Annotated in this window: 13 protein-coding genes; 8 read left to right on the top strand and 5 right to left on the bottom strand. The window is 68.4% G+C overall.

Annotation, left to right across the window (positions count from 1 at the left end; genetic code table 11):
• Positions 1-255 precede the first annotated feature (255 nt).
• The 4 genes from IEW34_RS26610 to IEW34_RS26625 form a co-directional block, all read right to left on the bottom strand.
• Positions 256-693, bottom strand: a complete 438-nt coding sequence (locus IEW34_RS26610; protein ID WP_188612270.1) for a VOC family protein — start codon at positions 691-693, stop codon at positions 256-258.
• A gap of 207 nt (positions 694-900) precedes the next feature.
• Complete coding sequence (locus IEW34_RS26615) at positions 901-3,231, bottom strand: molybdopterin-dependent oxidoreductase (RefSeq protein WP_188612271.1); 2,331 nt, start codon at positions 3,229-3,231, stop codon at positions 901-903.
• A gap of 154 nt (positions 3,232-3,385) precedes the next feature.
• Positions 3,386-4,507, bottom strand: a complete 1,122-nt coding sequence (locus IEW34_RS26620; RefSeq protein ID WP_188612272.1) for an acyl-CoA dehydrogenase family protein — start codon at positions 4,505-4,507, stop codon at positions 3,386-3,388.
• A 10-nt stretch (positions 4,508-4,517) separates the two neighbouring features.
• On the bottom strand, positions 4,518-5,729 hold the full coding sequence (locus tag IEW34_RS26625; RefSeq protein ID WP_188612273.1) for an acyl-CoA dehydrogenase family protein: 1,212 nt from the start codon (positions 5,727-5,729) through the stop codon (positions 4,518-4,520).
• 477 nt (positions 5,730-6,206) lie between these two features.
• On the opposite strand from IEW34_RS26625, the gene IEW34_RS26630 reads away from it, so the two are divergent.
• From IEW34_RS26630 to IEW34_RS26665, 8 genes are read left to right on the top strand one after another with little or no spacing between them, the layout of a single operon-like run.
• Positions 6,207-7,397, top strand: coding sequence for a CaiB/BaiF CoA transferase family protein (locus IEW34_RS26630; RefSeq protein WP_188612274.1), 1,191 nt, complete (start codon positions 6,207-6,209; stop codon positions 7,395-7,397).
• On the top strand, positions 7,397-8,218 hold the full coding sequence (locus tag IEW34_RS26635) for an enoyl-CoA hydratase (RefSeq protein WP_188612275.1): 822 nt from the start codon (positions 7,397-7,399) through the stop codon (positions 8,216-8,218). Before IEW34_RS26630 ends, IEW34_RS26635 begins: the two co-directional genes overlap by 1 nt.
• A 45-nt stretch (positions 8,219-8,263) precedes the next feature.
• The gene (locus IEW34_RS26640; protein ID WP_188612276.1) at positions 8,264-9,136 is read left to right on the top strand and encodes an isocitrate lyase/PEP mutase family protein; all 873 of its coding nucleotides are present in this window, start codon (positions 8,264-8,266) and stop codon (positions 9,134-9,136) included.
• A 54-nt stretch (positions 9,137-9,190) separates the two neighbouring features.
• Complete coding sequence (locus tag IEW34_RS26645) at positions 9,191-10,318, top strand: ABC transporter substrate-binding protein (RefSeq protein ID WP_244642245.1); 1,128 nt, start codon at positions 9,191-9,193, stop codon at positions 10,316-10,318.
• Between the two features lie 2 nt (positions 10,319-10,320).
• Complete coding sequence (locus IEW34_RS26650; RefSeq protein WP_244642246.1) at positions 10,321-11,097, top strand: ABC transporter ATP-binding protein; 777 nt, start codon at positions 10,321-10,323, stop codon at positions 11,095-11,097.
• Positions 11,094-11,831 (top strand): ABC transporter ATP-binding protein, encoded by a 738-nt coding sequence (locus IEW34_RS26655; RefSeq protein ID WP_188612278.1) that lies wholly within the window; start codon positions 11,094-11,096, stop codon positions 11,829-11,831. Before IEW34_RS26650 ends, IEW34_RS26655 begins: the two co-directional genes overlap by 4 nt.
• Positions 11,828-12,682, top strand: a complete 855-nt coding sequence (locus IEW34_RS26660) for a branched-chain amino acid ABC transporter permease (RefSeq protein ID WP_188612279.1) — start codon at positions 11,828-11,830, stop codon at positions 12,680-12,682. Before IEW34_RS26655 ends, IEW34_RS26660 begins: the two co-directional genes overlap by 4 nt.
• Positions 12,679-13,692 carry a branched-chain amino acid ABC transporter permease gene (locus tag IEW34_RS26665; protein ID WP_244642247.1) on the top strand — a complete coding sequence of 338 codons (1,014 nt, stop codon included), beginning with the start codon at positions 12,679-12,681 and terminating at the stop codon, positions 13,690-13,692. The genes IEW34_RS26660 and IEW34_RS26665 overlap by 4 nt, the downstream gene beginning before the upstream one ends.
• 65 nt (positions 13,693-13,757) lie before the next feature.
• On the opposite strand, the gene IEW34_RS26670 is transcribed toward IEW34_RS26665, so the two are convergent.
• The gene (locus IEW34_RS26670) at positions 13,758-14,474 is read right to left on the bottom strand and encodes a GntR family transcriptional regulator (protein ID WP_188612280.1); all 717 of its coding nucleotides are present in this window, start codon (positions 14,472-14,474) and stop codon (positions 13,758-13,760) included.
• Positions 14,475-14,619: the final 145 nt, after the last annotated feature.

The following is a 14,619-nucleotide window of genomic DNA, read 5'->3' on the forward strand; positions in this document are numbered from 1 at the left end:
ACGACCTATCGTGCTTAGAGCATTTCCCGATCAGATGGAATCATCTGATCGGTTAGAAATGCTCTAGGTCTTTGAATCTGATGTGCTTCTCTCTGATCGGGTGATTCCACCCGATCAAGAAGCGCTCTAGCGAGAGCGCGGCCGAGGGTGGAGGGATGGTACTCGAACAGGCGGGTCGGCCTCGGACGCGTTCGCTGACATTGGTCACTCTTCCCATTTGTCTTCGTATTGCGCTCAGCTGAGTTCTTGTTGTGCTCAGCTGAGTTCTTGGGCAATTCCGATGAGAAGCCCTTCTGGCCCACGGATGTAGCAGAGCCGATACGCGTCCTTGTACTGGACGACTTCGCCCACGAGCTGCGCGCCACGCATGCGGAGCCTCTCAAGCGTCTCGTCGACGTCGTCCACGGCGAACATGACGCGGAGGTAGCCTAGAGCGTTGACCGGGGCGTTCCGGTGATCGGCGACGGCAGGCGGCGCGAGGAAGCGCGAGAGCTCGAGCCGGCTGTGGCCGTCCGGTGTGCGCAGCATGGCAATCTCGACACGCTGATCGCCCAGTCCAGTGACACGTCCGGCCCATTCTCCTTCGATCGTGGCCCGCCCTTCGAGCTCCAGGCCGAGTTCGCGAAAGAAATCAATCGCCCCTGCAAGGTCTTCGACGACGATTCCTACGTTGTCCATCCGCTTGAGCGCCATTCTTCAATCTCTAAGCTGTCGTTTCGATCTACAAGCTGTCGCCTGGCGTGCCGACGGGCGCTTGAGGTGCCCCCATCACCGGCAGCCATCCGGGCCCGATTGGCTGTCCACATCAGAAGCTTGAATCATGGACCGCCTCAAACCTCCGCCCCGCTTTTCAAACGGTCTTTGAGAACGTCGCCGCCCCGTCGGGCTTGCGCCGGCCCGTCAGTCCACCCCCTCGGGCGCCGCGAACACGCGGATCTCCGGCGCGTTGCCGCGGAAGCGCTCCACCTCGACGAGGGTCGTCATCGCCGTCGGCCCCTGGGCGAGGCGCGAAGTGCCCTTGTCCATGGTCAGCATGTTGGGGTTGCCGTGCACGTCCCGCGGCGCGCCCTCGCTCCCCGCCTGTGGGTCGTACCAGGCACCGGTCGCGAGTTGGACGACGCCGGGCCGCAAAGCCTCGCTCACAACCGCGCCGGCGAGGCATTCGCCCCGCCCGTTGAAGACGCGGACGATGTCGCCGGCCTCGATGCAGCGGGCGGCGGCATCCGCCGGATGCAGCGTGATGGGCTCGCGCCCGGCGATCTTGGCCGCCCGGCTCAGTGAGGCATGATCGTGCTGCGAGTGCAGGCGCACCGCGGGCTGGCTCGAGATCAAGTGGAGCGGATATGACCCTGTCGATGGGCCGCCGAGCCGTTCGGCCGGCTCGATCCAGGCGGGATGATGGGGGCAATCGTCGTAGCCGAAGGCCCCGATGGTCGCGGAGCTGATCTCGATTCGCCCGGAGGGCGTGGGCAGCGGATGGGCTTCCGGTTCACCCCGGAACGCCTCGAACAGCAGCGGGCCGGCCGCCCCCTCGGGCAGCTCGACCACGCCCTGTTCCCAGAAGGCGTCGAACGCGGGCAAGGCGATGCCCATGCGCTGGGCCGCCGCCCGCGACTGTTCGTAGAGGTGGCGGACCCACGCCATCTCGTCACGGCCCTCCGCGAAGGCCTCGAGCACGCCCAGCCGCGCCGCAAGGCCGCGGAAGATGTCGAAATCGTTGCGGGCTTCGCCGACCGGCTGCATCGCCTGCCGCATTGCCACCGCCGCCCCCTCCCCGGCCGCCGCCCCGAAGTCGTTGCGCTCCAGCGGGCTCGTCACCGGCAGCACGATGTCGGCATGGCGCGCGCAGGCGTTCCACCAGACCTCGTTGACGATGATCGTCTGCGGCCGCCGCCAGCCGGCGAGTAGCCGGTTGATGTCCTGCTGGTGATGGAACGGGTTGCCGCCGGCCCAATAGACCAGCTTGACGTCGGGATAGCTGAGGCGCTTGCCGTCGTAGTCGAACGACGCGCCGGGCGTCAGCAGCATGTCGGTGAAGCGGGCGACGGGGACGAAGGCGTCCACCGCATTGCGCCCCTGCGGCAGGGCCGCCCAGGGCACCCGCGCCGCCGGATTGCCGATGTAGTTGCAGCAACCGTGGCCGATGCCGAAGCCGCCGCCGGGGAGGCCGATCTGGCCCAGAACGGCGGCCAGCGCGATGCCGGCCCAGATCGGCTGCTCGCCGTGGTCGCCGCGCTGGATCGACCAGCTCAGCGCAATGAAGGTGCGCGCGCGCGCCATGCGCCGGGCGAGATCGCGGAGGGCCGCGGCGGGAACGTCGGCGATGCCGGCGGCCCACTCCGGAGTCTTGGCAACGCCGTCCGTCTCACCGCCGACATAGCGGCGGAAGACGTCGAAGCCGACCGTGCAGCGAGCCAGGAAATCGTGGTCGCAGAGCCCCTCCTCGATCAGCACAAAGGCCAGCGCCAGCATCACCGCCACATCGGTGTTGGGCCGCAGCGGCAACCATTCCGGCGCCACGAGCGCGGGCATGTCGTCCCGGATCGGGCTGACGTTGACGAAGCGCACGCCCCGTTCGGCGCAGCGCGCCAGGGAGCGGCGCACGATGTGGCTGCCGACGCCGCCCGGGCTGACCTGGGCGTTCTTGGCGTTCATGCCGCCGAAGGCGACGACGAGCTCGGCATGCTCCGCCAGCACCGGCCACGGCATCTGCGTGCCGTGGAAGGGCCGCAACCCGTGCCCGATCACATAGGGGAGGATGACCTCGGCCGCGGCGTGGCTGTAGGCGTTGACCGAGCGCGTATAACCGCCGATCAGGTTGAGGAAGCGGTGCAGCTGGCCCTGCGGATGGTGGAAGCGGCCGGCGCTGCCCCAGCCGTAGGAGCCGCCGAAGATCGCCGCGTTGCCGTGGTCGGCGCGCACCCGCGCCAGCTCGGCCGCCACCAGGTCGAGGGCCACCTCCCAGCTCACCGGCACGAACGGCTCGCGGCCGCGCCCGGCTCCGCCGAACGCCCCCGCGGCGTGCCCATCGAGCCAGCCGGCGCGGACGTGCGGGCGCCCGACGCGGCAAGGCGCGGCGAGGCTCGCCGCCAGGTCGAGGCCGATGGGCGACGGCGAGGGATCGCCGTCGAACGGCTCGAGCCCGATCGCACCGTCGGCGTCCAGCCGGGTGCGGTAGGTGCCCCAGTGGAAGGCGGTGTAGCGTGCGCCCGCGGCGCCCTGTCCGTCCATCGCCCGCCTCCCGATGCGGCTGCTCATGGATGACTGTTGTAGGCCATAGGCCGGGGACGTGGCGAGCCCGGCGGCTTCGGCCGCCTCGCGGCGAACGAGGCTGCCCGTTGGCCACCCAGCCCGGGACGAAGCCTCGCTCCCGCGCCGCTCCGTCTCAGGCCGCCTTGCCGACCAGGCGGAAGTGGTAGTCCGGCGCGCCGAACAGGACCTCGAACGCCAGCAGACGCTTCATGTAATGGCCCACCGAGAGCTCGTCGGTCATGCCGACGCCGCCATGGGTCTGCACGGCCGCCTCGGCGATGGTGCGCCCCAGCTTGCCGACCTGTCCCTTCAGCACCGAGACATCGCGCGCCGTGAGGCGGCCGGCCTCGGCGAGCGCCGTCGAATACATCAGCGAGGCGTAAGCCTTGGCGTGGGCGATCTTCATGTCGGCGAGGCGATGGGCCACGGCCTGGAAGGTGCCGATGGCGACGCCGAACTGCTTGCGGGTGGTGGCGTAGGTGCCGGTGATGCGCAGCAGCGCGCCCATGGCGCCCACGGCTTCGGCCGCGAGGACGAGAATGGCATCCGAGATCAGCTTCGCGATCACGCCGTGCGCATCCCTCATCAGCACGTCCGCGCCTGCGACCGCGACGTCATCGAAACGCACATGAGCGGCGCTGCGCCCGTCCTGGGTGCGAAACGGGGTCAGGGCGACGCCCGGTGCGTGCGGATCGACGAGCAGCAGCACGAGACCCTCGACGTCACCGGCCCTGCCGGCAGCCCGGGCCGCCACGACCAGGAAGCCGGCCTCCGCCGCGCCGAACACCAGCCGCTTCTCGCCGTCCAGAACGAAGCCGCCACCGGAGGGCGCCGCCGTCATGGCGATCTGCGCGGGAGCTGCGAGCCCCCTGCCCTCGTCGTAAGCGAAGGCGCCGGTGCTCGCGCCGCTGGCGAGATCGGCCAGGTGGCGGCGGGCGGCGGCGTTGTCGCCTGCCGCGACCAGCGCGCCGCCGGCGAGCGTCAGCGCAAAGGCCCACGGCTCCACTGTCAGATGCTCGCCGAAGGTCTCGGCGACGGGCACGAGATCGGCAGCCGAACCACCCAGACCGCCGACTTCCTCGGGAAGCGGCAGGGCCAGCACGCCCAGATCCGCGAACTGGCGCCACGCCTCCTTCGACCAGGGCGCACCGGAGCGCAGCAGCGCCTGGCGAGCGTCGAAGTCATAGGCCTTGCCGAGGTAGCGCGCCACGCTGTCGCGCAGCATCACCTGCTCTTCGGTGAATGAGAAATCCATGGTCCAGTCCTCACCGATGGGCGGCCAGCACCGTGCGGGCGATCAGATCGCGCTGCACTTCGTTGGTGCCGGCGTAGATCGTCGTGGCGCGGGTGTTGAGGTAATAGGGCATCGCGGTCAGATCGAAGTCGTCGCCGAGCGGCGCGACATTCGCTCCGACCGTCAGCGCCTCGAGCTGCAGCGGCACCGTCTCGATCCCGGAAACGCGGGTCATCATGATCGACACGCGCTGCGACAGCTCCGAGCTCATCGTCTTGTTCATCGACGGATAGGCCGCGTCGCGCACCATGGGATGGCCGCTGATCGCAAGCTGCTCGAAATGGCGATACGAGAGCACGTCCGCTTCCAGTTCCCCGAGATCGCGCTCGAACACCGGATCATCCGCCAGCACGCCGCCGAAGGGCGACGGCGTCGTCTTCGCCGCCTCGCGGAGCCGGGCAATGCTGTGCAGCATCGCAGGGCTCGCGGCCGAGCCGCCGCGCTCGTGCTTCAACAGGTGCTTGGCGACCGACCAGCCGTCGTTCTCCGCGCCGACACGGCCGGACTTGGGCACCCGTACATTGTCGAAGAACACCTCGCATTGCTCGGGGAAGCCGTCGAGACCGACGATTGGGCGGATGTCCATGCCCGGATAATCGGTCCTCTCCAGCAGGAGGAAGGTGATGCCTTCCTGCTTCTTGCCTGTCTTGGCGGTCCGCACCAGCATGAACATGCGGTTGGAATGGTGCGCCAGGGTCGTCCAGATCTTGGAGCCATTGATGATGTAGTCGTCCCCGTCGGAGACCGCCGCGCACTGCAGCGAGGCGAGGTCGGAGCCGGCGTTGGGCTCGGAGTATCCTTGCGTCCAGTAGGCCTCGCCGGAGAGGATCTGGGGCAGGTGCTTGCGCTTCTGCTCGTCCGTGCCCAGCTCGATCAGCATCGGGCCGACCATCACGAGACCGTTCGGCAGGAGCGGCGGCAATTCGCGCTTGCGGCACTCTTCCGCGAAGATGTAGCGCTGCGCCACCGACCAGCCGGTCCCGCCGTATTCCCTCGGCCACGCCGGGGCAGCCCATCCCTTCGCGTGCAGGATCTTCTGCCAGGCCATCGCCTGCTCGAAGGGGGCGAAGACGCTGGTGGTCTTCCCGCCGGCTTCGCGAATGGCCGGGGTCGGCGCGGTGTCGAGAAACGACCCCACCTCCTGCCGGAAGCTCTCGAGCTCCGGTCCAAACTCAATGTTCATGTGCGATCCTTCTGCACCGGAGCTGAATCACGTCTGGGCGGCGACGGCACTGTGGCACGAAACCCGGACCGACCGGAGTTCACCCTTTCCCTCCGCCGCGCGAATGGCGCGCCTCGCAATCGCTGCGCAGGCAACTTCGCCGAGACAGCCCGCGACGGGCGGATTTGTCACTACTGAGCGGTAGAATTCGGCAGCGTTAAGATCGGCGCCCCCGCAGACCTATACGCGGCCCCGCTTCGGCGGCTGATCGACCGACATGGCGCGCCGCGCCGGCGCTCTCTTTGCGGATCGGCCCATCGGCGCGGCGCCGGGCCGCCCTCTGGCGGGGGCAGCCTCCCAGGTGGGTCTCGACCGCGAACGTTATACCAGATGTACTTGCTGGCATAATGTAGCGGTGCTATAGCTCACGCAAGGCGATAAATCGGGAGGAGATCGAATGGGCGTATCCGTCTCGGGTTCCCGCAAGGGCCTGCGGTCTTGAGCTTCGGCGTCGGGCCACGCCCGGGGCCGCTCGGCCGCTTCACCGTGGTCGACCTGACGCGCGTGAGGGCTGGCCCGACCGCAGTGCGCCAACTGGCCGACTGGGGCGCCGACGTCATTCAGATCGAGACGCCCGAGCCCGGCGACGGCTACGGCGGCCCCCGCCACGGCTCCGACTTTCAGAACCTGCATCGCGGCAAGCGCAGCCTCTGCCTGAACCTCAAGACGTCGCGCGGCATCGAGATCCTGAAGCAGCTCGTGGCCCGGGCGGACGTGCTGGTCGAGAACTACCGCCCCGACGTCAAGCAGCGGCTCGGCATCGGCTATGAAGCGCTCAAGGTCGTCAACCCGCGCCTCGTCTATGCCAGCATCTCCGGCTTCGGCCAGACCGGCCCTTACGCCCTGCGCCCCGGCTTCGACCAGGTGGCACAAGGCATGGGCGGCATCATGTCGGTGACAGGGCTTCCGGGCCAGGGCCCGGTGCGCGCCGGCATTCCGGTTGCCGATCTCAGCGCCGGGCTGTTCTGCGCCTACGGCATTCTGCTCGCGCTCATCGAGCGCGAGACCTCGGGCGAGGGACAGTGGGTGTCCGCCTCCCTGCTCGAGGCGCAGATCGCCATGATGGATTTTCAGGCGGCACGCTGGCTGATCGACGGAGTGGTGCCCGGCCAGGCCGGCAACGACCATCCCTCGATCGCGCCCATGGGCACATTTCGCACCGGCGACGGTCACATCAACATCGCCTCGGCCGGCGACGTCATGTGGCGCAAGCTCTGCGCCGCCGTCGGCCTCGACGCGCTCGCCGACGATCCCGAATTTGCCGATGATGCACAGCGCACGCGCAACCGCGGCCGGTTGAACGCACTGTTGAACGAGGCGCTCTCCGCCCACGCCTCGGCCCACTGGATCGAACGGCTGAACGAGGCCGGCGTGCCGTGCGGACCAATCTATCGCATGGACGAGGTCTTCACCGACCCGCAGGTTGAGCACCAGCAGATGGCGCGCAGCCTGTTCCATCCCATCCTCGGCGACATCCAGGTCGTCGGCCAGCCCGTCAGCCTGAGCCGCACCCCGAGCCGCATCGCCGCCGCAGCGCCCGAGAAAGGCCAGCACTCGACCGACATACTCGAGAGTCTGGGTTACGCCCCCGACCAGATCGATGATCTCAAACGAAGCGGAGTTGTCTGATGGACGTTCAACCGTCCGAGGCCGCAGCGCCACCGGTCGTGGGCCGCATCGAGCACCGTCGCGCAGGCCCGGTCGGCCAGGCGCTGGTCAGCAATCCGAGCAAGCTGAATGCGCTGTCACTCGGCATGTGGGAGGACCTCGAACGGGCGCTGAGCGACTTCGAGGGCGATCGTGAGGTTCGCTGCGTCGTCATCGCCGGCCAGGGCGGCAAAGCCTTCGCCTCAGGCGCCGATATCTCGGAATTCGAGAAGCGCCGATCGAGCGCGGCCGACGTGGCGCGCTACGACGAGATCTCCAAGAGTGCGCTGGTGCGCCTCACGGACTTTTCGAAGCCGACGATCGCCCAGATCGAAGGCTATTGCATCGGCGGCGGCATGGCGCTGGCGCTCAGTTGCGATCTCAGGATCGCGGCCGACGACGCCCGCTTCGCCATCCCGGCGGCCAAGCTCGGGCTTGGCTACGACTATCGCGGCATCCAGCGCCTCGTCGATCTAGTCGGCCCCTCCGCCGCCAAGCACATCTTCTTCACCGCCCGGCAGTTCGGCACGGACGAGGCGCTGCGGCTCGGCATCGTCAACGAGGTCGTGCCCAAGGCCGAATTGGCCGAGCGAACGGCGGATCTCGCCGCCGCGATCGCGCGGAACGCGCCGATGACGATCGCCGCCGCCAAGCTCTGCGTCGCCAACGCGGTGGCGCATCCGGAGAAGCGGGACCTTAAGGCCTGTGCGCAGGCGGTCGGCGCCTGCTTTGCCAGCGAGGACTATGCCGAGGGCCGGCGCGCGTTCGCCGAGAAACGCCGCCCGGTCTTCAAGGGCAGGTGACGACGGCGGGCGTCCGACAGAGCCGCCGATGGGGGAGGATATGCCGTGAGCCGCTTGCGTGAGCTTCTTGGGAGCGACAAGCTCCTCGTCGCACCGTTGGTCTTCAATGCGCTGACCGCGCGGCTGGCGGACGAAGCCGGCTTTCAGGCGCTTTACCTGGGCGGTGGCTCGATGGGCTACGTCAAGGCGGTCACCGAGGCCAATCTCACGTTGACGGAGATGGTGGAGGCCGGGCTCGAGATCCGCAGCGTCTGCCGCGTCCCGCTGATCCTCGACGGCGCCTGCGGCTGGGGCGACGCCATGCACCTGCGCCGCACCATTGCGCTCAGCGAAGCGGCCGGATTTGCCGCCATCGAGATCGAAGATCAGCTCGCGCCCAAGCGCGCCCACCATCACGTCGGCATCGAGCACGCCATCCCGGCCGAGATGATGGTGGCCAAGATCCGGGAAGCCGTTGCCGCCCGCTCGGATCCGGATTTCGTCATCATCGCCCGCACCAACACGGCGCGCGAAACGGGTCTCGACGAGGCGCTGCGGCGGGGCGAGGCCTATCGGCGCGCCGGCGCCGACATGCTCTTCGTTCTTCCCAAACGGTCTGAGGACGCCCGGACCATCGGCGAGCGTCTCGGTGGCCCGCTCATGTACATGACCATGGGCGGCGGCCTCGCCAGCGTCGGCATGAGCGTCGAGGAGTTGCACGGGCTTGGCTACCGGCTGCTCGTCGATCCGGCGACGCCGCTCCTGGCCGCCTATGCCGCCATGCGCGCCTCCTATCGCGCCCTGGCGGCCGGCGACGCCGATCCGACGGCGGCCACGCCGCAGGCGGCGGCCGAGATCCAGAAGCTCATTCATCACACAATCGGGCTCGAAACCCTGCTGGACATCGAGCGACGAACGGTCGAAGCCGGACAATCCTAAGTAGAGCCGGACTAAATCAAAGCAAAATGGGAGGTGGACGTGATCCGAGGAGTGTTGACCGCCTTAGGCGTCGCGATCGTCGGCCTGTCGACGGCGGCCGCGCAGGAGCCGCCGATCCGCGTCGGCACGATCTTTCCCATGAGCGGCCCGGCGGGAACGAGCGGCATCGACGCCGCCGCGGGCGCGCGGGTGCAGGTCGAGTTGATCAACAAGCGCGGCGGTCTCCTCGGCCGCAAGCTGGTAATCTCGCAGAAGGACGACGAAAGCACGCCCGCCGTTGGCATCAGCCGTGCCAACGAATTGATCGGCGAAAAGGCCGATGTCATCTTCGAGGGCCGCAACTCGCCGGTCGCACTCGCCATGCAGCCGGTGATCGCGGCCGCGAACATCCTCGACATCACCTGCTCGGCCAAGGCCGAGGCGGTGCTCTCGGGCAAGGGCAATCCCTACGGCATCCGGATCATCAGCTCCAACGAGATCGATGCCGACGCCATCGCCCGCTACGTCATCGAGACCAAGGGCGCCAAACGCATCGTCTTCATGATCCAGAACGATGCCTACGGGAATGACTTTCGCCAGCTCATCGAAACCAAGATGAAGGCGCTGGGCAAGCCGTTCGAGATCGTCCTCACCGAGAAATTCCCATTCAAGCAGGCGGACTTTCGCGTCTCGCTGACGGCGGTGAAATCGGCCAAGGCCGACATCGTCGTCGTCATCAACGCCGCGACCTCGGGCATGTCGGCTCTGGTTCAGCAGTACCGCCAGGCCGGCATCGAGACGCCGTTCCTGGCCGGCATCGCCCTGCTCACGCCGGAAGTCTTCAACGTCGCCAAAGACCAGCTGAACGGCGTCATCAGCGGCTCTGCCTACCTGCCCGAACTGCCGCCGCTCGACGGCATCGCGCGCGCCCAGGAATTCTATGCGGCCTATCGGCAGGCCGTCGGCCGCCCGCCCGGCGAGGAGGCTGGCGTCGCCGCGCAGGCCGTCAGTGTCTGGGCCAGCGCGGTCGCGCAAACCGGAACGCTCGATCGCGTCAAGGTTGCCGAGGCCATTCGCGGCCATACGGTCAAGGACACCGACTTCGGCGACGTCGCCTTTGCCGCCAACGGCCAGATGCTCACCAAGCCGCGAATGTTCGAGGTGGTGGACGGGGCCACCGGCAAGCTCAAGCTGGTCGAATGAGCGTGGCAGAACATCGATCCGCGGCCCTTGCGGTCGACGGGCTCTCGGTACGCTACGGCGCGCTGAAGGCGCTCGACGACGTGAGCTGGTCTGTCGCGACGGGCGAAATCCTCGGCATCATAGGGCCGAACGGCGCCGGCAAGAGCTCGTGCTTCGCCGCCGTGACGAACAGCGTCGTCCACGGCGGCGAGACCTACCTGCTGGGGCAGCCCGTCGCGGGCGTGCCGACGCAGGAGCTCGCAGTGAAGGGGTTGCGCCGGACCTTCCAGCAGAACAGCTTCTTCGGCGAGCTGACGGTGATGGAGAACGCCGTGAGCGTGCTGGCGCGCGATCATTCGACGGCGTTCTCCGCCAGCCTCCTGCTGCCGTGGCGGGAAGCGGCGACGCGGCGGGCCGCGACCGCGGCCGCCCGCCGCCTCCTCGATCGCTTCGGCATTGCGGCGCTGCACTACGACAAGCGCCCGGGCGAGATCCCCTACGGCATCCAGCGGCTGCTCTCGGTTGCGCTGGCCTACGGCAACGGCCCGCGGGTGCTCCTCCTCGACGAGCCGGCCGCCGGCATCGGCGGCAACGACATGCGCCATCTGGCGCGCATCCTGCTCGACCTCAGGACGGCGGGCTTGGCGCTCGTCGTCATCGAACATCACATGGACCTGATCATGACGGTGGCCGACCGGATCGTCGTCATCGAGCAGGGCCGGCATCTGGCCGAAGGTCCTCCGGCGGCCATCCAGGCCGATCCCACGGTGCTCGAGGCGTATCTGGGGCGTACGCAATGAATGTCCTGGATGCAGCCGACCTCACGGTCCGGTATGGCGGCAGCGTCGCCCTGCGCGATGCGACCCTGGCGGTCGGCGCCGGCCGGCTCGTCGCCGTGGCCGGGGCCAATGGCGCCGGCAAGAGCACGCTGGTCAACGCCTGCGCCGGCTGGTCGCGGGGGCATGCCTCGATCGCCGGCGATGTCCGTCTCGACGGCCGCAGCGTCGCCCGGCTGGCGGCCTACCGGCGCGCGCGTCTCGGCATCCAGTGCGTCCCCGAAGGCAAGAACGTCTTCGGGGAGTTGACGGTGGAGGAGAACTTCGCGCTGGTGCCGGCCGTGCCGCGGGAGGCCGGCCGCCACGTGTTCAGCCGCGAGGACGTGCTTGGCCTGTTTCCGCGCCTGCACGAGCGGCGAACGCACAAGGGCTCGGCACTCAGCGGCGGCGAACGGCAGATGCTCGCCATCGGCCGGGCGCTGCTCGCCGGGCCACGGATCCTGCTTCTCGACGAGCCGTCCGTGGGGCTCGCGCCGCGCCTCATCTTCGACGTGCTCACCGTGGTGCGCCGGCTGGTGGACGACGGCCTGGCGGTGCTGCTGGTCGAGCAGAACGTGAGCGCCGCGCTGGACGTGGCCGACGAGCTCTACCTCATCGAGCGTGGCCGCATCGTCGGGCATGGCGATGCTGCCGCCATGCGCCAGGACGAGCGCATCGCGCAAGCCTATCTCGGCGGCCTGGCGGAGGTGGAGCCATGAACGTCGCCCAGCAGTTGGTCAACGGACTGGTCATCGGCTCCGGCTTCGCCTGCGTGGCGCTCGGCTGGACCATCCTGCTCGGTGCCGCGCGCCTGGTGAACTTCGCGCACGGCCAGATGTACATGCTCGCGGCATTCATCTGCTGGTTCGCGCTGACCCGGTGGGGGCTGGATTTCACGGCGGCTGCGGTCGTCGCCGTGCTGGCGATGGGGGTCCTCGGCATCCTCATGCAGTCCGCGATGAGCCAGCTCGTCGTGTCGCAGAACCTGACGAGCCTGATGATCGTCACCCTCGGCTTCGGCTACATGATCCAGGGAGCGGCCGGCCTCGGCTTCGGCGGCTCGCCGCACGCGCTCGCAAGCCCCGCCGACAAGGTTCAATACCAGATCGGCGGCATCTGGTTCACCGGCCAGGACCTCATCATCGTCACCGTCACCCTGGCGCTCTATGCGGGCGTCTGGCTGCTCCTCAACCGCACCCGGCAGGGGGCGATGGTGCGCGCCATCGCCGAAGACCCCAAGCTGGCGCAGATCTTCGGCATCAATACGTGGCTCGTCTACGTGGCGGTGTTCATGCTCGAGGCGGTGCTCGTGGCGATAGCCGCAGTGCTCGTGGCGCCGAAGACGCCGATCCTCACCAGCATGGGCTTCGAGGAGGTCATCATGACCTTCGTCGTCGTGGTGCTGGGCGGCGTGGGCAACGTGGGCGGCGCCCTGGTCGCCGGCCTCGCCCTCGGCATCTTCACCGCGTTCTTCGGAGCGCTGGTCTCGCCCGCCTACACGACGGCCGCCTCGTTCGCCGTGCTGCTCGCATTTCTGACCTTGCGTCCAGAGGGCTTCTCGTTCCGATGACCGAACATTCCATGGCGCTCGACGCGCCGGCGGCCCGGCGCAGCCCCCGTCATCCGGCCATCAGGGCCCTCGCCGTGGCGGCTGCCGTCGCCCTCGCCTATTGGCTGCCGTCGTGGCTGGGCGGCTCGCCGTTGACCTACGGCTTCTTCGTGACGCTGGCGATCTTCTCGGTCATGGCCGTGGGCGTCGACATCGTGCTCTCCTATCTGGGCGAAGTCAGCCTCGGCCACACGATCTTCTGGGCGATCGGCGGCTATTCGGCCGCGATCCTGTCGACCAGCTGGGACGCCAACGGCTGGATCACCGCGGCGACCGCAGTCGGGCTCGCGGTGCTCGCCGCCGCCTTTCTGGGCTGGGCCACGCTCAAGACGCGCGAGTTCGTGTTTTCCCTCGCCACTTACGCCGCCGCGGTGGTGGCCGGCGAGATCGCCTTCAACACCGACGCTCTCGGCGGATCCGACGGCATCGTCGGCATTCCGGCGCTGCGCCTGCCCCTCGGTTTCGCCGAGTTCTCAGGCCGGTCGAACCAGGAGTTGTGGCCGCTCGCCCTGCTGCTGCTGGTGCTGTCGATCTACTTCGTCGACCGGTTCCGCCGCTCGCGTCTGGGCACCGAGGCGCTGATGGTGCAGATGAATCCGCCGCTCGCCATCGCTTCGGGCCTGGATATCCGCAAGGTCCGCTTCCGGGTGTTCGTCGTGTCGGCGCCGATCACCGCGCTCGCCGGATGGCTCTATGGCTATCAGCGGGCCTATGTGGGCCCGGACATGTTCGACATGTACTTTCTCACGCTGATGCTGACGGCGGTCATCGTCGTCGGACGGCGCGTCCTGCTCGGGCCGCTCATCGGCGTCGCGCTCATTCTGCTGCAGCAGAACTACTTCTCGATCGGCGGCGACGGTAACAAGGTCGTGCTGGGCGCGGTCCTGGCCTTCGTCCTGATCGTCTGGCCGCAAGGCCTGGCGGGCTTGGCGCGCCGGATCTGGCGGGCGCGGGCGCAACCGAGATCGTAGTCGGCGGCTTCGTTCGATGGGAAGGCCGGGTCAAGCCCGGCCATCCATCCGCTTGAAGGAGACGATCACTGATCGTCGGCGGGAAACAACGCCTGCGAGACCGCCATCAGGTAGTCCGCGGTTTCCGGCCGCCCGATCTCCAGATGCCAGCGCATCAGGCGATGAGCCTCCTCCGCGTCGGCGCGAAGAATGACCTCCATGACCGCCTCGTGCTCGGCCGCCGACGCCTTGAGGCGGCCTGGCAGCCGGAACGAGTAGCTCCGGTAGTGAGCCATGCGCCGGCGCAGCTCCATGATCGTGCGTTCGAGGAAGCGATTGCGCGCCCCCATGTAGATGGTCTGATGGAAATCCAGGTTGACCTGGACGTAGGCCTCGATGTCGCCGGCCTCCGCCGCCCGCCGGCCCGCTTCCGCCAGTTGGTGCAGGCGGTCGCGCTGGGGGCCGTCCATGCGCCGCGCTGCGAGCTTGGCGCAGAGCGCCTCGAGGTCCGCCATGAACTCGTACTGCTGCAGGAAATCCTGGAACGACAGCGAAGCGACGAAGCAGCCCTGCTTCGGACGCGCCTCGACGAGGCCGGCGGACACGAGGCGATTGAGCGCCTCGCGCACCGGCGTGCGCGACACGTTCAGGCGGGCGCCGATCTCGCGCTCGTCGAGGCGCTGGCCGGCCTTGTAGAAGCCGCTGGCGATATCGTCCTCGATGGCGCGCTGCACCCGCTCGCGCTGGCCCGGAGGCACGGGCGGCCGGTCCTTCCTGACGTTGCTGGCGGGCACTGCATCCACTTTCGATCCGGCCTCCCGGTTGAACGATCTGGATATGAGCAGACGATAGACTATGCAAGCGTTGCGGCATCGCCCGCCAGCAGTTCGTGTGTCGAGCGACCTATTGGGCGCCAGGCGGCCAATGTAGGCATGACGACCGGCGCGC

Origin of the sequence: Chelatococcus reniformis (assembly GCF_014640075.1) — a bacterium.
Taxonomy (GTDB): domain Bacteria; phylum Pseudomonadota; class Alphaproteobacteria; order Rhizobiales; family Beijerinckiaceae; genus Camelimonas; species Camelimonas reniformis.

Coding starts and splice junctions, on each gene's coding strand:
- IEW34_RS26610 (WP_188612270.1), bottom strand. CDS start 693: ATGGCGCTCAAGCGGATGGACAACGTAGGAATCGTCGTCGAAGACCTT.
- IEW34_RS26615 (WP_188612271.1), bottom strand. CDS start 3,231: ATGGACGGACAGGGCGCCGCGGGCGCACGCTACACCGCCTTCCACTGG.
- IEW34_RS26620 (WP_188612272.1), bottom strand. CDS start 4,507: ATGGATTTCTCATTCACCGAAGAGCAGGTGATGCTGCGCGACAGCGTG.
- IEW34_RS26625 (WP_188612273.1), bottom strand. CDS start 5,729: ATGAACATTGAGTTTGGACCGGAGCTCGAGAGCTTCCGGCAGGAGGTG.
- IEW34_RS26635 (WP_188612275.1), top strand. CDS start 7,397: ATGGACGTTCAACCGTCCGAGGCCGCAGCGCCACCGGTCGTGGGCCGC.
- IEW34_RS26655 (WP_188612278.1), top strand. CDS start 11,094: ATGAATGTCCTGGATGCAGCCGACCTCACGGTCCGGTATGGCGGCAGC.
- IEW34_RS26660 (WP_188612279.1), top strand. CDS start 11,828: ATGAACGTCGCCCAGCAGTTGGTCAACGGACTGGTCATCGGCTCCGGC.
- IEW34_RS26665 (WP_244642247.1), top strand. CDS start 12,679: ATGACCGAACATTCCATGGCGCTCGACGCGCCGGCGGCCCGGCGCAGC.